General features: G+C 46.0%; 22 protein-coding genes. 2 read left to right on the forward strand and 20 right to left on the reverse strand.

The annotated features are described in order from the left end of the window. Window positions 1–21: 21 nt before the first annotated feature. Genes MHB43_RS20555 through MHB43_RS20565 form a run of 3 tightly spaced genes read right to left on the reverse strand, consistent with a single transcriptional unit; the run spans window position 22 to window position 565 of the window. Window positions 22–144, reverse strand: a complete 123-nt coding sequence (locus MHB43_RS20555; protein WP_354437326.1) for a hypothetical protein — start codon at window positions 142–144, stop codon at window positions 22–24. Beyond that, on the reverse strand, window positions 134–268 hold the full coding sequence (locus MHB43_RS20560) for a hypothetical protein (RefSeq protein ID WP_341073524.1): 135 nt from the start codon (window positions 266–268) through the stop codon (window positions 134–136). Before MHB43_RS20560 ends, MHB43_RS20555 begins: the two co-directional genes overlap by 11 nt. 12 nt (window positions 269–280) lie before the next feature. After that, a complete protein-coding gene (locus tag MHB43_RS20565) occupies window positions 281–565 on the reverse strand; it encodes a hypothetical protein (protein ID WP_127549773.1) in 285 nt (94 codons plus the stop codon). Window positions 566–723: 158 nt separating this feature from the next. Between MHB43_RS20565 and MHB43_RS20570 the strand changes: the two genes are divergently transcribed. Next, window positions 724–1,449: a S24 family peptidase gene (locus MHB43_RS20570; protein WP_354437325.1), complete on the forward strand. Its 726-nt coding sequence runs from the start codon at window positions 724–726 to the stop codon at window positions 1,447–1,449. A gap of 33 nt (window positions 1,450–1,482) precedes the next feature. Further along, entirely contained in the window at window positions 1,483–2,985 is a 1,503-nt protein-coding gene (locus MHB43_RS20575) for a recombinase family protein (RefSeq protein WP_405117899.1), read from the forward strand. A gap of 289 nt (window positions 2,986–3,274) precedes the next feature. Here MHB43_RS20575 and MHB43_RS20580 read toward each other — a convergent pair whose 3' ends face one another. The 17 genes from MHB43_RS20580 to MHB43_RS20660 all read right to left on the reverse strand — a co-directional run bounded on the left by MHB43_RS20580 (window position 3,275) and on the right by MHB43_RS20660 (window position 20,276). Further along, window positions 3,275–4,369, reverse strand: a complete 1,095-nt coding sequence (locus MHB43_RS20580; RefSeq protein WP_221820328.1) for a prephenate dehydrogenase — start codon at window positions 4,367–4,369, stop codon at window positions 3,275–3,277. Between the two features lie 26 nt (window positions 4,370–4,395). After that, entirely contained in the window at window positions 4,396–5,496 is a 1,101-nt protein-coding gene (gene hisC, locus MHB43_RS20585; protein WP_221820327.1) for a histidinol-phosphate transaminase, read from the reverse strand. Between the two features lie 86 nt (window positions 5,497–5,582). Then, window positions 5,583–6,389 (reverse strand): tryptophan synthase subunit alpha, encoded by an 807-nt coding sequence (gene trpA, locus MHB43_RS20590; RefSeq protein ID WP_405117900.1) that lies wholly within the window; start codon window positions 6,387–6,389, stop codon window positions 5,583–5,585. Continuing rightward, window positions 6,386–7,585 (reverse strand): tryptophan synthase subunit beta, encoded by a 1,200-nt coding sequence (gene trpB / locus MHB43_RS20595; protein ID WP_405117901.1) that lies wholly within the window; start codon window positions 7,583–7,585, stop codon window positions 6,386–6,388. Before trpB ends, trpA begins: the two co-directional genes overlap by 4 nt. Continuing rightward, on the reverse strand, window positions 7,582–8,283 hold the full coding sequence (locus tag MHB43_RS20600) for a phosphoribosylanthranilate isomerase (protein WP_405132453.1): 702 nt from the start codon (window positions 8,281–8,283) through the stop codon (window positions 7,582–7,584). Before MHB43_RS20600 ends, trpB begins: the two co-directional genes overlap by 4 nt. 35 nt (window positions 8,284–8,318) lie before the next feature. Continuing rightward, complete coding sequence (trpC, locus tag MHB43_RS20605) at window positions 8,319–9,107, reverse strand: indole-3-glycerol phosphate synthase TrpC (protein WP_405117902.1); 789 nt, start codon at window positions 9,105–9,107, stop codon at window positions 8,319–8,321. Then, on the reverse strand, window positions 9,097–10,137 hold the full coding sequence (gene trpD, locus MHB43_RS20610; protein WP_091034830.1) for an anthranilate phosphoribosyltransferase: 1,041 nt from the start codon (window positions 10,135–10,137) through the stop codon (window positions 9,097–9,099). Before trpD ends, trpC begins: the two co-directional genes overlap by 11 nt. Window positions 10,138–10,205: 68 nt before the next feature. Beyond that, complete coding sequence (gene trpE / locus MHB43_RS20615; protein ID WP_036607674.1) at window positions 10,206–11,774, reverse strand: anthranilate synthase component I; 1,569 nt, start codon at window positions 11,772–11,774, stop codon at window positions 10,206–10,208. 729 nt (window positions 11,775–12,503) lie between these two features. Continuing rightward, window positions 12,504–12,881 (reverse strand): chorismate mutase, encoded by a 378-nt coding sequence (gene aroH / locus MHB43_RS20620; RefSeq protein WP_036607677.1) that lies wholly within the window; start codon window positions 12,879–12,881, stop codon window positions 12,504–12,506. 5 nt (window positions 12,882–12,886) lie between these two features. Beyond that, window positions 12,887–13,981, reverse strand: coding sequence for a 3-dehydroquinate synthase (gene aroB, locus MHB43_RS20625; RefSeq protein WP_127549783.1), 1,095 nt, complete (start codon window positions 13,979–13,981; stop codon window positions 12,887–12,889). Window position 13,982: 1 nt separating this feature from the next. Continuing rightward, the gene (gene aroC, locus MHB43_RS20630) at window positions 13,983–15,152 is read right to left on the reverse strand and encodes a chorismate synthase (RefSeq protein WP_017687707.1); all 1,170 of its coding nucleotides are present in this window, start codon (window positions 15,150–15,152) and stop codon (window positions 13,983–13,985) included. Window positions 15,153–15,330: 178 nt separating this feature from the next. Beyond that, the gene (locus tag MHB43_RS20635; protein ID WP_047843560.1) at window positions 15,331–16,125 is read right to left on the reverse strand and encodes a protein-glutamate O-methyltransferase CheR; all 795 of its coding nucleotides are present in this window, start codon (window positions 16,123–16,125) and stop codon (window positions 15,331–15,333) included. 25 nt (window positions 16,126–16,150) lie between these two features. Continuing rightward, entirely contained in the window at window positions 16,151–16,594 is a 444-nt protein-coding gene (ndk, locus tag MHB43_RS20640; RefSeq protein WP_017687704.1) for a nucleoside-diphosphate kinase, read from the reverse strand. A 154-nt stretch (window positions 16,595–16,748) separates the two neighbouring features. After that, entirely contained in the window at window positions 16,749–17,723 is a 975-nt protein-coding gene (locus MHB43_RS20645; RefSeq protein ID WP_017687703.1) for a polyprenyl synthetase family protein, read from the reverse strand. A gap of 344 nt (window positions 17,724–18,067) precedes the next feature. Then, the gene (locus tag MHB43_RS20650; RefSeq protein ID WP_405117903.1) at window positions 18,068–18,688 is read right to left on the reverse strand and encodes a UbiX family flavin prenyltransferase; all 621 of its coding nucleotides are present in this window, start codon (window positions 18,686–18,688) and stop codon (window positions 18,068–18,070) included. Beyond that, complete coding sequence (locus MHB43_RS20655; RefSeq protein ID WP_076250002.1) at window positions 18,689–19,555, reverse strand: UbiA-like polyprenyltransferase; 867 nt, start codon at window positions 19,553–19,555, stop codon at window positions 18,689–18,691. Beyond that, on the reverse strand, window positions 19,548–20,276 hold the full coding sequence (locus MHB43_RS20660) for a demethylmenaquinone methyltransferase (protein ID WP_036607690.1): 729 nt from the start codon (window positions 20,274–20,276) through the stop codon (window positions 19,548–19,550). Before MHB43_RS20660 ends, MHB43_RS20655 begins: the two co-directional genes overlap by 8 nt. Between the last annotated feature and the right edge of the window lie 7 nt (window positions 20,277–20,283).

The following is a 20,283-nucleotide window of genomic DNA, read 5'->3' on the forward strand; positions in this document are numbered from 1 at the left end:
TTTCTAAATTTCTTATTCAAATCAATTAGCTGTTTTTTTCTGAGGAAGTCCTTGTAACTTCTTCTCCATGTTGCGTCGAGCCTGTCTTGCTAGAATCTTAATGAATTCACGCTCATACGGCTCCAACAACTTTTTATTCACCATGCTGAACCTCCTGATTTAGGAAATTTGACAATTCACTTTCAAGCTTTTTAATTTCTTCGTCAATTCGCAACGGATCTACATCAAGACTTTGCATTTCTCCGAGGATCTCTTCAAGGCGTTTCATGGTGCCCTCCCTTTATTGCCCAGCAGCTATTGCTTCCAATATATCTGCGGGTATTATTTCCTTATACTTCGCCAAAGCTAATTTTTCATAGGTTATAGAAGACACAGGAGATAAGACTTCCGCCAATGCTCTATTGATATCATCTGACGGCGGTGGCATCCAACCAGTGCATAGCTTACTCAGATAAGAACCAGAGAAAGAAACGCCTTTTTCTTTGCATTTGTCAATGATCTTCGAATAAGTCAAGTTGCTTTCAACGACCGCGTCCCTCAAAAGGTTCGCATACTTCGTTTTCATATTTTCAATCACCCCCTACCGTTTATTTAATAGTAAACGATATCGTTAACCAAATACTAAACGCTTATATCGTTTCAGTCAATAGTTAAAACATAAATAATGTTGACTTATTACTGAAACGTTTAGTACAATGTAATCAAACGAAAGGAGTGTCTCAATTGACTTACTATGAGTTGCTGAAAGATTACATAAAAAAATCCGGGTTATCCCTATCCGAGATATCTGAACGGCTTGAGGGTCACGGATATAAGGTGAGCAAAGGCTATATTAGCCAATTGCAAAATGGGAAAACAGACAACCCAGCAACCTCAGAACTCAATAGAGCACTCGCTGCTGTAACAGGTGGAGATGTTGAAAAACTATTGACTGCTGCACTAATCGAAAAAGCTCCTGAAGAAATAAAAGAGAAGTTCATGAAATTGGATAAATTGAAAGATCTCAAAAAAGAATATGCCCAAGCATTAGTAATAGAGGAAACGCCTGCACAATACATAGCTGAAAATCTCGTAAAGGTGCCAGTTCTCGGTTCTATTGCTGCGGGACAACCTATTGACAGAATTGAACATATAGAAGATATGGAATATGTTAATGCTTCAGTCGTTAGAGGAAAGCAAGCATTTTGTCTTCGGATCAAGGGCGATAGCATGATTGGGGATAATATTGTTGAAGGTGATATTGTGGTTTGTGTTAAGCAAAAAGAAGTGAGCGCTAATGATATTGTTGTTGTAGCTATTGATGGAGAAACAGCAACAGTAAAAAGAATTAAGTGTCAAAATGAGATTTGCATATTGATGCCTTCAAACCCTAAGCTGCAGCCGACTATAGTTGATGCATCTAAAGTTGAAATTATCGGTAAAGTTGTAGAAGTTAGACGGAGATATTAGAATTTACGGGCCTCTGGAAAGGAGGTGAAATATATGGTGGTACGAGCCCGTGAAACGAATGAAGAAATAGAAGCGATCGGATATATACGACAAAGTGATCAGCGTCAAGATAAAGAGGATATATCGGAGCTTACGCAATTAAGAAAGATTGAACAGTTTTGTGAGTCCAACAATTTTAAACTAGTCAAAGTATTTAAAGATATTGACTACTCCGGTTTTAGAATTAAGTACACAAAACGTCCTGGCTTGATGGATGCTTTGAAATGCATTGAGGATAGACCCAAAGTGAGAAAGATGATTTTCTTCAATCTATCTCGTCTAACAAGGCTAAAGAAAGACTTTCAAGAGTTACAGGGAATCCTGAATTCTCACCAAGTTGATATTTGTTCAGCTTCTGAGTTTGTGGATTTTAGTACACCAAATGGACGTCTTGTTGCTGGCTTCTTTGTCGATCTCAATGAATATTATTCAGACAACCTCAGCGAGATAGTAAACGATTCCAAAGAAACAAACGCTAAGAAAGGTCGCTGGAATGGCGGTCCTGCCCCATTCGGCTTTGTGAAAACAGCAGATGGTATGGGATTCGAGGAAGTTCCGGAACGTGCTTATTATGTAAGAGAGATTTTTCGAATGGCGAAGCTAGGAAAAGGACCATATCTGATAGCTAGATGGTTAAATGAACAAAAGGTTTACTCGCTGACAGGTAAAGAATGGACCGCTAGAAGGGTTAGGTATATGCTTACAAACCCAACTTACGCTGCTATGCAACGTTGGAAGGGTGAATGCTATAAGCTCCTTGTGTGCACTGTTCTCGTCTCTTGGGATGATTTCAATTACATCCAATCCACGCTGTTTGGGAAAGACAAAGCATGGAAAGGAAAAGAAAGGCAACTACTCACTTCTGTCCTTATCTGTCCAGAGTGCGGATCTAAAATGCATTCTCGTTACATGTCCCATTCTAAACAGAAGAGAAAATATGTATGTAGCCGTAAAACATCCATGGGAGCGATATCTTGCTCCAGTCCAAACCATGATCAAGAAAGTTTTGAAACAGCAGTCATAAATCTGATTGCTAACATGGCAGAGAAAAAATATGGTTATGAATCTTTGATACCTGAAATGAAAGAAGATTCTGACAACAATAATTCATTCTCTAAACTTCAAGATGAACTTGCCAACATTAACAATGCAGAACAAAAGATTTTCGATGATTATTATCTTCATAACAAAATTGAAGAGCATCATTACGAGTTGTCCATGAGAAGATATGGAAAACGTAAAGCTGAGATTTTGGAATTGTTAGATAAAATTCCTTTGCCGCAATCGAAGTCATTCGGAGATTACAACGATGCAATACAAGAATTCTCTGAACTGATTAACGAGCTACCCAATGATGATAAAAGAAGATCAATCGAACTCTTAGTCGAAAAGATCACACCAGGAGCGCCTGCGGTAGTTCATTTCAAATGGGGTGAAACACGGGAGATTCATCCGAGGAGTATTGAAAAATTCAAAAAGAAGCTCATCCTATACTGATTATTATGTTATCATTTAAGCGCATACAAATAAAAAAAGGGCCGCCAAATGGCGACCTGTCGCTTACTTCGAAGCAACGTAGTATTAGGATAGGAGTGGAGAGAAACCATACTGTAACCTTATTATATGTATACGTTTTCATTTTGTCAACACTTTCAGTAAAATTGTTTGAATTAATTATATCTTTCGGTAATTAAGGATAATACATCCTTTTTTTCGTGACTGAAAATCAAATAACATACTCCAATATAACCTCACAAAAAAGAGGGCTTTCGCCCTCTTTCTCGTCTTATATCCACACTTGATAGCCTAAGGAATCCAATAACGTCTTGGCTCGTTCCATATCTTCTTCCTGACGGAAAGACAGACGCATAATGCCCGGCACATCCACCCGGTTTTCGATAATCTCCAAGTTGCTCAAGTTGATGTCATTCGCCCCAAGCTCAGTTGCGATCTTACCGATCATACCCGGTGCATCCTGGACATCAGTATACAGATCAAATAACGGAGAAATCATGCCTTTGCGTCGTTCTGGTAATATACTGCGGAACTCGCGGGCCTGACGGAATGCCTCCTCTATACCTTCACCGTTCTTATGCTCCAACATATCCGTAAAGGCCGTCATCTGGCTACTCCAGTCCTTAAGCAAGCCCAGCAGTACGTCACGGTTGCTAAGCAAGATATCTCTCCACACAATCGCATCACTGGACGCAATCCGGGTAATATCCCGGAAACCGCCTGCAGCCAGCATTTTATACAGTGGATTCGACTCATTATACTCACGTACCTGATTCACCAGCGCAACAGCAATAACATGTGGCAGATGACTAATCGCCCCCACGATGTCATCGTGCAGCAGGGGCTCCACACGCACGATCTGTGCCCGCGTATACGCAAGCAGCTCTGACAGCCTGCTGTAGGCTTCCTCAGGTACATGCTCTGAAGGGGTTAAGACATAGTATGCATTCTCAAACAACACAGCTGAGGCCGCATCTACGCCTGCACGCTCCGACCCCGCCATGGGATGACCACCAATGAAGTAAGCGTCAGTCAACCGCACATGCTCGGCACAAGCGGCAATGGAAGCTTTAGTGCTTCCTACGTCCGTGATGATACATCCTTTTTTCAATGGCAGCTTGGAGAGCTGCTCGAAATAGGATTCTAGCAAACCTACGGGAACGCACAAAAAAATAAAGTCGGCATCCTCTACCGCTTCTTCCAGAGAGAGCGTAGCATCATCCACTACACCGCTCGCTATGTACTTGTCCTTCAGTTCATCCAAGTGGGCGTAGCCCATCACGGTTACATCTGGCTTGCCTTTGAAGCAGAGCGCCAGTGAACCGCCGATGAGTCCTACACCAATCATTGCAATTTTTAGTTTCATGGGTCCTCACTCTTTCATCGCCAGTATTAAGGGCGTGCTACCGCCTTCTCAGCCAGCGTGTTCTCCAGTGCCGTGACAAATGCACGGTTCTGTTCTGATGTTCCGACGGACACACGAATGTAAGTTGGGTATACGTGGAATCCTGAGCGAACGATAATGCCTTGTTTGAGCAAGGATTGGAACGCATTTGCCGAAGGCATATTCAGGTCAACCATAATGAAATTACCCTGTGAAGGGAAATACGACAATCCGAGCCGTGTAAATTCATTTTGCAGGTAATCCCGATCCGTTGCATTCCGCTTCGAACACTCTTGAACAAAATCCTGATCCAGTAGTGCGGCGGTTGCCGCAACCTGTCCAAAACGGGAGGTGTTAAACGGTTCACGTACACGGTTAATCAAATCAATAATTTCGGGACGTGCAATACCATATCCGATTCGAAGCGAAGCCAAACCGTAAATTTTGGAGAATGTCCGCAGGATGACCAAGTTCGGATACCGTTCGATCAATGGTATACTTTGCGGATATGCTTCATCGGTTACGAATTCATAATAAGCTTCGTCCAGTATAACCATCACATGAGCAGGCACACGGTCCATAAAGGCTGTAAGTTCCTGCTCGGAGATAATCGTACCTGTCGGATTATTTGGATTACACACCCATACTGCTTTGGTTTTGTCATTAATTTGCGCGAGCATCGCGCTCAGATCATGCGTGCCATCTTTCAGAGGCACTTCGATGGACACGGCACCCTCAATATCTGCATTGCTTTTATATACAGAAAATGTCTGATCTGCCATGATGGTCTCGTCACCCGGCAAGAAGAAAGCTCTCGTGATCAAAGCAATAATCTCATCGGAACCACAACCAAATATTAAGTTGTTCCGTTCAACGCCAAGATGCTTGGCAAGAACTCCCGTCAGCTCAACCGAGCTACCGTCTGGGTATATGCTTATATTCGTCATTTCTCTCGTAATGGCTTCCAGGGCGGCAGGAGAACTGCCGTACGGGTTTTCGTTGGAGGCCAGCTTGATGACTTGTTCAAGCCCCAGTTCACGTTTCACTTCTTCAATCGGTTTGCCCGGCTGGTACACAGGCAGATTGACAATCTGGGATTTCGGTTTCAACCCGACCGCCTCCTGTTATTGAAATAATGTTAGACACGAATCAGCGTGCACCTCACGTGTCCAAAAGATGTCCTTTCAGGACATCCCTATCCCTTTAATTGTGCCACAAAGTTGCGAATTTGCAACAGTCCCGCTGCACGCGTATCCGGATTTTCAAGCAGAGGAATCGCATCTTCCACTTGACGAACAATGGCACTACCTACAACAACGCCATCGCAGATGCGGGAGAAATGTGCCACCTGCTCATGACTCGAGATACCAAAACCTACCGCTACAGGGAGGTCTGTCAGACTTTTCACCGTCTCAATGAAGCTCTCTACGCCATCAAAGAAAGAAGCTCTCTCTCCGGTTACCCCAAGGGATGATACACAATAGATAAAGCCACTCGCTCCCGTTACAATCCGCTCAATCCGGGCATTAGATGTAGGTGCAACAAGCGGCACCAGATGCACACCAGCACGATTTGCGCGTTCTCGCATCTCTTCCGCTTCCTCAATCGGCAGGTCCGGAATGATCATGCCACTAATATCGTGTTTGACCAATTCATCAAAGAATACATCCAGTCCTGTCTGCAATACCGGATTATAATAGGTGAACAGTACAAACGGCAGTTTCACACCTGCATTACGAGCTTTTGCAGCGGTTTCCATAACAGTACGAATGGTAATCTGGCTTTTCAGCGCACGTTCGGAAGCACGCTGAATGACTGGGCCATCCGCAAGCGGATCGGAATAGGGAACACCCAGTTCCAAAATATCCGCTCCAGCCTGTTCAAGCTCCTTGATGATATCAATCGTTGTATCCACATCCGGGTCTCCCACGGTTAAGAATGGAATAAGTGCTGTGCGATTCTGTTGCTTCAATTGCTGGAAGGTCTGGTCCATCAGATTCATCCCAAGTCACCTCCCGTGTATTTCATGATGGATTCTACGTCCTTGTCTCCACGTCCCGACAGACAAATGACTACAATATCATCTGCTGTGAGTTCAGGCGCCAGTTTGACAACTTGAGCTACCGCATGTGCAGACTCCAGAGCAGGAATGATTCCTTCCGTCCGACATAGGAGTTGCAGGGCATCCAGTGCTTCCTGATCCGTGATTGGTACATATTTTGCCCGTTCAATATCCTTGAGATAGGAATGCTCCGGACCAACACCCGGATAATCAAGACCGGCCGAGATGGAATGTGCTGGCTGAACCTGCCCATACTCATCCTGCAACAGGTAACTCATAGATCCCTGGAATACACCATGTGTACCTTTGGTCATCGTTGCAGCGTGATACTCGGTTTCGACCCCTTTGCCTGCGGCTTCAACACCAACAAGCTTCACATCCTGATCACCGATAAATGGATAGAACATACCGATCGCATTACTTCCTCCACCTACAGCTGCTACAATTACATCCGGCAAACGCCCTTCGATCTCCTGAATCTGACGACGGGTCTCATCACCAATCACACGTTGGAAATTCCGCACCATCATCGGATATGGATGAGGACCAACCACTGATCCCAGCACGTAGAATGTATCCTCCACATTGCTGACCCAGTAGCGAAGTGCTTCATTACCAGCATCCTTCAGTGTCCGTGTTCCAGACGTAACCGGAATCACTTCTGCTCCAAGCAGCTTCATCCGAAATACGTTTAACTGTTGACGCTCTGTATCTTCTTCGCCCATAAATACTTTGCATTCCAGTCCAAGTAATGCGGCTACAGTTGCCGTTGCAACGCCATGTTGACCTGCACCCGTTTCAGCAATAACTTTCTTTTTGCCCATCCGTTTGGCAAGCAAACCTTGTCCAATGGCGTTATTAATTTTGTGTGCGCCTGTATGATTGAGATCTTCACGTTTCAGATAAATTTTCGGTCCGCCTAATCGGCGTGACAATTGCTCTGCATGATACAATGGCGTTTCACGTCCAGAATACTCGCTTAGCAGATAGTTCAGTTCCTTGTTGAATTCCTCATCTTCAGAGAAGTGGCTATATGCCTCCTCCAACTCTATGAGTGCGTTCATTAGTGTCTCAGGTACAAAGCGGCCTCCGAAGTGACCGAAACGCCCGTATTGATCCGGCAATTGATGTGTCATGCCTGCTTCACCCTTTCTACGAATGCTGTAATTTTGGCAATATCCTTCACACCTTTAGTCTCAACTCCGCTGGATACATCGACGCCGAAAGGTGCATATGTCTGTATTAGTTGTTGTACATTGTCCGGCTGCAAACCTCCTGCAACGAACAGAGCAATTTCGCGACTTTTTGCCCATTCAGCATAGGCGGGGATTCGCTCCCAGGCAAACGTTTTCCCGGAGCCCCCTCCATATAGAGGATCATGGGTATCAAGCAATATCGCATCCACGAATTTATCGTAAGTATCAAGAGCCCTTATGGCTGCTTCATCAGCTTCCGGTCCCGTTTCATCTTTGGGAAAAGAAAAAACTTTGAATACTTTGGCACTCCACCGCTGCTTCACCTGCTGGCAAAATTCCGCAGACTCCTGTCCATGCAGTTGAATAACATCCAGGTGAGCAACCTCCATAATGTGTTCCAGTTCATCGAGCGTAGGATTCACAAATACACCCGCAAGCTTCGGCCGATCATAGGTAGACCATTCGAACAGCACCGTTCTTAATGCAGCAGCCTGCTCGGGTTCGATTCGGCGGCGTGATTTGGCAAAAACAACACCAATGTAATTCACAGGCAAGTTTATCATCGATTTTAGCACTTCAACGTCCTGAAGTCCACATATTTTTACGGCCGCTGGCAGCGGGTTTCTCAGTTCTGACATACTGTCGCCTGTGCCATCGTGTATGGAAGTATTCATCATTTGGGTCCCATCAGATCATATACAGCCGCCTCGACATCATCCTTGCGCATGAGATGCTCACCTACGAGAATACCGTGAACGCCGGCCTGGATCAGAGGTACTGTTGATTCTGGTCCGTCAATACCACTTTCGCTAATCAAGGTAACGCTACTTGGAATCAATTCCATCAAATCCAGTGTCGTGTTCAGACTGGTTTCGAATGTTTTCAAATTCCGATTATTGATGCCCACAAGGGTTGCCTGCGGAATCTCCAATACCTGCTCCAGTTCTGTTCGATCATGGACTTCAATCAAGGCATCCAACCCCAAGCTTTTGGCAAATTCCAGATATTGACGAATCTGTTCAGGTGTCAGAATGCTGGCAATCAGCAGTATTGCATCTGCACCCAGTAATCTGGCCTCGGCAATCTGTCGTTCATCTATAATAAAATCCTTGCGTAATAGCGGAATGTTCACCGCTTGATGAATCGCCTGCAAGTACTCGTTGCTGCCTTGAAAATACGACACATCCGTTAATACGGAGATGCAGTCAGCACCCGCTCGCTCATAAGCGGCAGCAATCTCTACCGGATGAAAATCCGGACGAATTAACCCTTTGGACGGCGAAGCCTTCTTCACTTCAGCAATAAGGCCGAGTTTGCGATTGCGTCTGCTTGATAATGCTTTTTCAAACCCCCGAGTTGCGGGTAGTTGTTCGATTTTTTGGATAGCTTCATCCATGCGAAATGTCTGTGCAAGAACTTCAACTTCTTTATGTTTGGTTGCAACGATTCGATCAAGATACATGACTGTACGCCTCCGTTGTATGAATTAACTGTTCAAGCTTCCCGGCAGCTTTGCCCGAATCTACCGCTTCTGCGGCAAGTGTTACCCCTTCAGCAATGCTATCTGCAAGACCGGATACATAGATGCACGCTCCGGCGTTCAACAGAACGACATCACGATAGGCACTCTGCTCACCCTGGAAGATCCTCTTAATAATTTCGGCATTCTGTGCCGCATCTCCTCCAAGTACCGCTTCGAGCGGATGCAGAGACAAGCCCATATCACGTGGATCAATATCATAGGTGTGCACTTCACCATTGCGAAGTTCAGATACCTGAGTCGGTGCCGAGATGCTAATTTCATCCAGACCATCATGGCTGGCCACAACCAACGCTCTTTTGAGACCAAGACGATTCAGTACTTCAGCAATCATCGGCGTCCGGGAACGATCATACAGGCCAAGTAGTTGGCGATCTGCTCCCGCAGGATTGGTTAATGGTCCGAGCATATTGAAAATGGTGCGAACTCCCAGCTCTTTTCTTGGTCCTGCCGCATGTCGCATGGAAGGGTGATATACCTGGGCAAAACAGAAGCAGATTCCGATATCATCCAGACATTGTCTGGCCTGCTCCCCGTTCAGATGGATATTTACACCGAGTGCCTCTAATACATCTGCACTACCCGCTTTACCTGAAGCTGAACGGTTGCCATGTTTGGCGACCCGAACCGAAACGGCCGAAGCAATGATGGCGGATGCTGTGGAAATGTTGAATTTGTGAATACCCGATCCACCTGTTCCACACGTGTCCAGCAAACCGCTGCCATCCGTTAGAATTCGTCCACCCTGACCACGCATGGCTTCAGCAAAACCGGTGATCTCATCCACCGTTTCCCCCTTCATCCGCAGCGCCATCAGCAAACCTCCGATTTGAGCCGGCGTTGCCTCACCTCTCATAATCGAGTACATCAAATCTCTTGCTTCGGCTTGCTCCAGATGGCTGCCCTCCAAAATCTTCGCCAGGCCATTCTTCATGCCTTCCTCACGAGTAATCTCAGCAATGGGGGTTACAGGGTTCTCATTCATTATTGGGTTTATGTTCATCTCCGGTCTCTCCTCTCTCAGTTCTTAGCGGCCGCTGGTGTGACAAAGTAGTCTGCATTCGCCAGTCTCAACGTGCTGTCCTTTTCTTTGGCAGGAAACATTGCTTCTGCTGTTCGAATCGCTTTGAGCAACGCTTTAGCTTTGTTAACCGTTTCCTCATATTCATTCTCAGGTACAGAATCCCATACGATTCCCGCTCCGGCCTGTACATAAGCTTTTCCTTTTTTGAAAATAATCGTACGAATCGTAATACAGGAGTCCATGTTACCCGAGAATCCGAGGTATCCGATTGCTCCTGCATAAGCACCCCGTGCCTCTTTCTCCAGTTCCGCGATAATCTCCATTGCTCGCAGTTTCGGTGCACCGGATACGGTACCCGCTGGCAAGCAAGAGAGGAATGCATCGAAGAAATCCTTATCTTCTCTTAGCTCGCCCGTAACATTGGATACCATGTGCATAACGTGAGAATACCGTTCAATCTCCATGAACATGTCACACTTCACACTGCCGAAGCTGGATACCCGGCCCAGATCGTTACGCCCCAGATCAACCAGCATCAGATGCTCCGCGCGTTCCTTCTCATCCTGGAGCAGATCAGCAGCGAGTGCACGATCTTCCGCTTCTGTTGCCCCCCTTGGACGTGTACCTGCAATCGGTCGTGTCTCCACACGATTCCCGTCCACCTTGACTAGCGCTTCTGGTGAGGTTCCCACGATAATCTCATCATCCATTTTGAGGTAGTACATATAAGGTGATGGATTCAGGGTCCGAAGCACACGATACACGTGAAGCGGAGAAACTTCCGTATCAATGTGGAAACGCTGGGATAATACCACTTGAAAAATATCACCTGCGCGAATGTAATCTTTGGCTTGCTCCACATTACCGATAAACTGCTCTTTCGTGAGGTTGGAGCGGATGTCCCCCAGCTCCACGTCTCCCGGAATGGAACGCGGATTCAGGTTCTCCCCTGGTCCTTGCTGTTGCAAACGTTCTGCGGCCTGCTCCAGCTTCTCCGAAGTCACTGCATACGCTTGACGTATCTCGTCATCCGTTGCACCGTCCTTGACGTGTACATTACCGACGAGCAACATCTGCTGCTTCACATGGTCAAACACGATAATCTGGTCACAGAACATAAAACGAATGTCATCCATATTCAGATCATCCAGCGCGTGAGCTGGAAGCTTCTCATAATAGGAGAGCAGATCATATCCGAAGAACCCAATTGCCCCACCTGTGAATGGTGGCAGTTCATCATCTTTTGGACTGCGATACTTACGCAGCAGTGCTTTCAGTTCTTCAATCGGTTTGCCTGGCAATTCACGGGTCTTCCCTGCTTCTTCTACAACAATCCGGCCCTTCTTGGCCGAAATCATCAGGAACGGATCTGTACCGATGAACGAGTATCTCGCCCATTGGATACCGCCCTCTACACTTTCCAACAGGAATGCCCGGTCGTTGTCAGCATAACGGCGGAATATTCGAATCGGAGTCTCCATATCTGCCAGAATCCGTTTGACTACCGGAATCAGATTATACTCATTCGACATTTTCAGTACTTGATTAACGTTTGGCGTTATCATCAGATCACGTCCTTTCAGATTTAGGTAAGTTCAACTAAAGAGGTTTACACTGAGCACTCCGATGACAGAACAACCTTCCGATCGCTGTTATCCCCAGATTTTTTGATTCCCTTTCAAAAGGGAAAATCCGGGGATAGCGTATGCTTCCGATGTAGCTTTCTTTCAGAAAGCTTTTAGGCGAACGCTTCGCTTCTTCACGTTATTTCTGTTCTCTCCGTTTTTGTGTAAAAGTTTAGTTGAACTTATAGGGGTAGAAGAAACAATTCAATGTACAAAAAAACCTCTACCATCAGGTAGAGGTTTGGTTATAAGCTGTATTTAACAGGGTGATGCTTCATAAATAACAAGTCCTTATACTTCGCTGTCGGATTATTCACAGGTCGCTGAATTGATGCATTTCACATCATCCAATTCGGGCAGATATATCAGTTATAACACGTCAACTACTCATTCCAATATTTCGTAAAATATAGGAGAGTGCATTGATTGTGTTTGTACCAAAATATATCAAAACAAAAGGTGTCTTATGACACGTTTGTTTTCCCTGTTCCTGTTACCTATTCCGTAGCACGACGTACCGTGAATCAGTTGACCGGTTTCTGTTGCCCCGGTTACCACCCACTGGACTCTGCTATATACTCCACTAGCTCAGCTGCTCTCAGCTCAATCTCTACTCTACTCAACTGGTTCTCACTATACATCATTATGATCGGTTTGACAACCCACTACTTAAGAGCCAGAAGGTGTTGCCAAATCCGGACGTAATGCCTGTGCACCGTTCAGATACACATGGTTGATTTCATTCTGAGCTTTGTTTGTATTCACATGCACCATGAAACGAATGCACTGCGCCAAGGCACCTTTAACAGGAACCTCCAGTGCACACATCAGTGGTACGAGTTCCCAGCCATCCAGTTGGCGAATAGCTTTTGCCGGGAATGCAGCATCCAGATCCCCAGTTAACGTAATCCACACACTGCAGATATCTTCCGGTTGGATCTCATTGCGATCCACGATCTCCTGCAACAATACAGCCGTTTCCTTCAAAATCTGTTCTTCGTTGTTCTGCGTGACTGTTGTAGCCCCGCGAATTCCCCGTGTGACCATTGCTGTCATTCTCCCTTCCTGAGCGTTTCAATGACGTCCCGAACTGCCGACACAGGTACGTCCTTCACAATTCTTGCAGCCCCAATCCGATCAGGAATGATAAACACCATATGACCTTCACGGAACTTTTTGTCATGCATCATCGCTTCCATTAATGCATCCGTGTCGAGATGCGCAGGCATCGTTGTTGGAAGGCGAAGTGAACGCAGCATGCGGACCGTATCTTCATAGAGCCCTGCTGGCGCACCAAGCTTCTCACCAAGCAATGCTGATCCAGCCATACCGATCGAGATCGCTTCTCCGTGCAGGAATTCTCCATAACCGGCAATCGCTTCAATGGCATGACCAATCGTATGTCCCAGGTTCAACAACGCACGTTCTCCATTTTCACGTTCGTCTCTGGATACAATCTCTGCTTTAATACCACAACCACGCTCCAAGCCGTATCCCAATGCTTCCGGATTAAGCGCAAGCAGTTCTTCCGCATGTTCCTCACACCAATGTGCAAAAGCCTCATCACGGATCAGTCCGTGCTTCAGCATCTCTGACAATCCTGCCGATACATCTCGTGGCGGCAAGGATTGAAGTGTATCCACATCATAGAGTACTAGCTCAGGTTGGTGGAATGCACCGATCATATTTTTGGCCAGCGGATGATTGACAGCCACCTTGCCGCCCACACTGCTGTCATGCGCCAAAATCGTTGTAGGTACTTGAACAAACTTGATTCCACGCATATATGTAGCGGCAACAAAGCCAGCCAGATCACCTACGACACCACCACCTAAGGCCAGAATCGCAGAACTCCGATCCAGTTTGCCTTCGATCGCAACGGTCATCATATCCTGGTACACCGAAAGGGATTTCGATGTTTCACCAGAGGGCACAACCGCCGATACGACTGTATAACCAGCCGTACGCAGCGTTTGCTCCAAACCTGACAAGTATTTGGGAGCCACATTTTCATCTGTAATGATGAGAAGCGGACTTTTTTTGGTCAAGCCATACTGCTCAAAATATTGAGGAGCTTGTGCCAATAGGCCGCTGCCAATCAGAATCGGATATGAGCGTTCCTCCAACTGTACCGTCAGCTGACGCATATTAGTAATTCTCCAGTTGAGCGTTATAACTAGCAACATTGGCACGGATCTCTTCCATGGAATCCCCGCCGAATTTTTCCAGGAATGCTTTGGCAATTTCCCACGCTACAACATGTTCCATAACCACACTCGCTGCGGGTACAGCACAAGCGTCCGAGCGCTCAACCTGAGCCGTAAATGCTTCTTTTGTATCGATATCGACACTTTGCAGTGGCTTATACAACGTTGGGATCGGCTTCATCACACCACGCACAACGACTGGCATACCGTTCGTCATACCACCTTCGAATCCACCCAGACGGTTGGTTGCCCGGTGGTAGCCGCGCTCGTCCGTATGCATGATTTCATCATGCACCTGTGATCCCCGAATGACTCCGGCTTCGAATCCGATACCAATCTCTACGCCTTTGAATGCATTAATGGACATTACGCCTTGAGCGATTCGTGCATCCAGTTTGCGATCGTATTGAACATAACTACCAAGACCAATAGGTACACCTTCAACGATACATTCCACTATTCCTCCGATGGAATCGCCTTCTTGTTTAATCTGGTCGATGTAGGCTTCCATCTTCTTCTCTGTCTCAGCATCCGTAACACGTACAGAGGAAGCTTCTGTCACTGCGATCAGTTCATCAATCGGAAGGTCCTGATATGGAGCTTCGATCTCTCCAATGCGAAGTACACGTCCAGCTACCTTGATTCCGAATTCAGCCAGGAATTGACGTGCAATGGCACCACATGCCACACGTACCGTTGTCTCACGTGCACTGGAGCGCTCCAGTACGTTACGCAAGTCTTTAAGATTATACTTGAGTCCACCGTTCAGATCAGCGTGTCCGGGACGTGGACGATGAACGCGACGTTTCTCTTCGTCACTGCCTTCAATCGGCTCAATATTCATAATATTCTGCCAATGTTTCCAGTCGTTATTTTGAACAACCAGCGCTACCGGAGCACCTGTTGTATATCCGTGACGGATACCACCAACGAAATTCGCCTGATCCTTCTCGATCTGCATCCGGCGTCCACGGCCATATCCCTTTTGGCGGCGGTGAAGCTGGAAATTCAGTTCTTCAAAATCAATCGTCAAATTACTTGGCAATCCTTCAATAATAGCGGTCAATTGGGGTCCGTGCGTCTCCCCTGCGGTTAAATAGCGTAAACTCATAATACGTTCCCCCTTTAAACTGTTAAACTTCACATTGCTAAAATCCCATAATTTCTTTGCTTATTATAGTATAGCTGACCGTCTTTGACAAGAAAGTCGGCGCTTTCTTGTACTTGGTATACAAATAACCGCCTGAACACATGTACATGTGCTTCAGACGGCTGAACAACCATTATCATTATTTTTTCCGATAGAAAAATGTCTCTGCTGTCTCCAGACCATATTGTCCCGGGGAGAAGATCTGCTCCGTACTGCCCACAAACAAAATACCGCCTGGACGCAAACTTGCTGCAAATTTGTGATACAACAGGTTTTTGGCTTCCTCGGTAAAATAGATCATGACATTTCGGCACACAATCAGATCGTACCCATCGTCAAAACGGTCCACCAGCAAATTTTGTTTCATGAACTTGATCGAATTTTTGAGTTGCTCATCAATACGGTATACCAAGCCATCCTGCTTGAAGTAACGGTTCGCGGTTTCCTTAGGCACATCCTTAAGCGAGCGTTCCATATAACGCCCTTCCTTGGCTTTGGCCAATGCACCTTCATCCAGATCACTTGCCGTAATGGAGCTGTCCTTCAAAATACCCATCGTGTCCAGAATCATGGCGAGTGTATAAGGTTCTTCACCTGTTGAACAGGCTGCACTCCAAACTTTAGCACGACGCTTGGAGCCCAACAGCTCAGGCAGAATCTCGTCCCGCAGCACTTCCCAACGATTGGGATTACGCCAGAATTCCGACACGTTAATCGTCATACGATCAAGGAACTCGTAAAACAATGATTTATCTTTCTGCATAGCTTCAAAAAAGTTAGAAAATGTATGAAACCCGTTTTTGTTGCGAAGTGTGGTCAGCCTTCTTTTCATCTGGCCTTCCTTGTATTGAGCAAGATCAATGCCTGTGCTCTCTTTGATTTTACGAATGAATCCGGTGTAATCCGGGTCTAGTAGTTGTTCTTGCTCCAGCATCGTGTATCACCCTTTTGGCTAATAATTACAACCAGGCTGCGATGCTCTTGTCGTATACCACCAGTTCATCTGAAGCAAAGAAATTTGCTGCTTCACGGGAAGCACTTTCTGGTGAATCTGCCCCATGAATCAGATTATGTGGTGTGTGGCTGGCGAAGTCTCCGCGAATGGTACCCGGAGCTGCTTCCTTCACATTGGTTTTTCCGATGACGATGCGCGCAAGCGCCACAATATCGTCGCCTTCCCACACCATGGCAAATACAGGCCCAGATGTGATAAAACGAACCAAATCATCGAAAAATGGTTTGCCCTCATGTTCAGCATAATGGCGTTTTGCCTGATCCTCAGACATCTGCACCAATTTGCCTGCCACCAACTTAAATCCTTTGTCTTCCAGACGGCTAATAATTCGACCGATCAATCCACGCTGCACACCATCCGGCTTCACCATCAAAAATGTACGATCCATCAGCTCACTCCTCACTCACGGTTCAAAGTTAATCACTATGTAAACGCAATCCCTCTGATTGTAACATACATGTCCAAATCCTCCCAATGAGGAATATCACAGTTCTGTTCATCTTTGGGTGTGAGCAATCCGAGAGTTGAAGGTCATACAAAGTTTAATGCGTACGTTTAACCACAAAATGAGCGATATCACGCAGGTTTTTGGTCGTCTTGATGTTAGGTAGCTGATCGAGAGCATCGAGCGCTTTCTTCATATATCGGTCAGCAAGGGCTTCTGCTTTAGCAATTCCTTGACTTTGGCGAATCATTCCAATTGCATCCGATGCACTTGCCCGTCCTTCTTCATGCTGGACACGGGAAATCTCCTTAAGCAAAGGTTCCCGCAGATCGGATTCTTCCAAGGCATAAAGTACAGGAAGAGTGATATTCCCTTGCTTCATGTCACTGCCTGGTGGCTTGCCAAGTTGTTTCTCGGTACCCACCAGATCAAGTACATCATCTTGAATCTGGAAAGCCATCCCCACATTGTATCCGTACGTATACAGAAGGGAAGATACATGTTCAGGCGCACGTGTAGCCAATGCCCCTAACTGACAGCTAACCGCAATCAGAAGTGCTGTTTTGCGGCGAATCCGCAGCAGATAGTTACGAACACTTTGCCCCGTATTGAAAAAGTCGCGAATTTGCTCCATCTCACCAATGGACATCTGTACCATGGCTTTGGCAAGGATACGATGAATAGCTGGATCGGATAATCCGGCAGTCATTTCAAGTGCCTTACCGTAGATATAGTCTCCAGTGTACATGGCAATCCGATTATCCCATTTTGACTTCACCGTGGGTTTGCCTCGGCGTGTCTCCGCATTATCAATAACATCATCGTGAACGAGGGATGCCGAATGAATCAGCTCCAGCGGAACCGCAACCAGCTTCAGACGTTCAATGTCGTATGTACCAAATTTCCCGCCAAGTAACACAAAAACGGGCCGTAACCGTTTTCCTCCTGCTTTGAGCAAATGAAGTGACGTTTCACTCAGCAGCTTCTGTTCTCCTCGAACACTGCGATACAACTCTTTCTCAATGTAATCCATGTCCTTTTTTAACAACCCGAAAATATCCAATAGTTTCATTCGTTCACCCGTATCAGCGTATTGTCAGTCCATAAATTCATGCTTACCTTCCCCTCCAGCAAGTCGGGCCTGCAGGCATTACGAAAAACCCGGCTTACCGTTCTTGCTTGTGTTTTGCTATAAGGTAATCTAACGTATTTTTCTTCTCCGAATGTCATAGCCGACACCCGGAAATTAAACTCTGCGACTTGTTCTGAAACAAAATACAGAAGTTGCCGGAGCATGGGTCAAGACTGTGGTTCATGAAGACTCACCATCAGCACTCACCAATACCCCGGGATTCGGGGGACAAATAAACCGAGCAACACTTTGGCAAAAAAACAGCCTTGTATCGAACTCAGTCGTTATCCCCGTTCATCCGGTTCTCCCCATCTTGTAAACAGTTGATGTGGGATGCGCAAGCTATCCAGCACTTTTCCCACCAAAAACAGAATCAACTCATCCATAGTCTGAGGTTTGTAATAAAAAGCAGGCATAGCCGGTATCATTCGTACACCAAGCCGAGATAGCTTCAGCATGTTCTCCAGATGGATTGCATGAAGAGGTGTCTCACGTGGTACGAGGATCAATGTTCTTCCCTCTTTCATCATAACATCGGCTGCGCGAGACATCAGATTATCCGATGATCCCTGCGCGATGGACGAAAGAGTTCCCATCGAACATGGCATGATAATCATGCCGTCTGCCAGATAAGAACCACTTGCAATGGAGGCCCCTATATCACTCACAGGATGATAGATCAGAGAACCGGCACGGTTGCCGAATTTTTCTTCCAGCACCGCGTCCCGATTCGTCACATCCCAGTCCAATTCTTCTTTCAGTACACGCCACCCTGCATTGGATATGACCAGATGAACGTGATATTCCAAATCAAGCAGTGTTTCAATTAATCGAATGCCATATATGCTGCCACTCGCTCCGGTAATTCCGACAACCAGTCGTTTATTGTCCGACTGCTGTATCATTTATTTCACCGCCAGATCAATCAGAGTGAACGTAAATACAATTAAACTAAGCAAACTGTTCATGGTAAAAAACGCCGTTTGAACACGGCTCATATCATTAGGCGATACAATATAGTGTTGATAGAACAGAATTCCATACGTCACCAACATGCCTGCGCCATACCACCAGCTCAGATCTGTCATCAACAATAACGCAAGAAAACCAATTGCAGTAATCACATGGAAGAACTTGGCGATCTGCAAGGATTTAACCAGGCCAAAACGGGAAGGTATGGAGTGAAGGCCCTCTCCCTGATCGAATTCCAGATCCTGACATGCATAGATAATATCAAAACCCGCTGTCCAGAACACAATCGTAACGTACAGCACAATCGCTGTCCAATCCATCGTTCCTGTTACAGCTACCCAGCCACCAAGTGGTGCCAAACCAATCGTCATTCCGAGAACAATGTGGCATAACCATGTGAATCGTTTGGTGTACGAATACAGTACCAACATAAACACAGCAATAGGTAACAGCTGCATCGATAATACATTAAGATTGGATGAGGCCCAGAATAACAATATAAATGAGATAATGACAAATATAACAACTTCCCCATTTTTCAACAGTCCTGCCGGGATGGCTCTCATCGCGGTACGCGGGTTTTTGCCATCAATCGCTTGGTCAATAATTCGGTTCAAACCAAAAGCCGCACTACGTGCACCGATCATCGCAAGCAATACCCACATGATCTGCATCCAGCTTGGGAAGGTATCATTCACTACCATGGAGCCGAGGATCGCCCCCATAAATGCAAAAGGTAAAGCAAAAAGCGTGTGTTCAATCTTGATCATTTCTAAAAAGATGCGAATTTTCCTAAACATGCTGATTCTCCTTGGTTCCAATATGCAGTGCCGCGATACCTCCGGTCAGAGGGTAGGCCTGCACTTGTTGTAATCCAGTTTCTGCAAAAATGTCTGCCAGTTCCTGCCTTCCCGGGAAAATGGCCAGTGAGTCCGGCAACCATTTGTACTGCTCAAAACTTTTAGCAAACACTTTGGCAAGATTCGGTAAAACCTTCTCAAAATAAAAATAATAAATGCCTTTGAATGGCTGCCATGTTGGCTTGGACAATTCCAGGCACACAACCATACCACCCGGTTTGACCACACGTTTCATTTCAGACAACACTTGTCTGAGATCAGGTACATTACGCAACCCAAACCCGATCGTCACATAATCAAACGAATTGTCTTCAAAAGGAAGTGACATGGCATTTCCCTGTGTCAGGGTAATCTGTTTTTGACGTTGCACCGCATTGATCTTTGTCTGGCCGACCTCCAGCATGTTGCTACTGAAATCAAGTCCATGCATGTGCCCCGTTTCACTTGCCTCTGCCATAGCAAGCGTCCAGTCACATGTGCCGCAGCACAAATCAAGACCGGTATCGCCTTTGGACATATTCATCTTTTTCATGGTGAATTTACGCCAAGCCTTATGCCTGCGGAAACTTAGAATATCATTCATGACATCATATTTTCCGGCTATACTCTGAAAAACCGAATGGACATATTCTTCTTTCGGTTTGGTCTCTCCGCTCCCCATTCGTCTG

The organism is Paenibacillus sp. FSL H8-0317 (assembly GCF_045040685.1).
Classification (GTDB): domain Bacteria; phylum Bacillota; class Bacilli; order Paenibacillales; family Paenibacillaceae; genus Paenibacillus.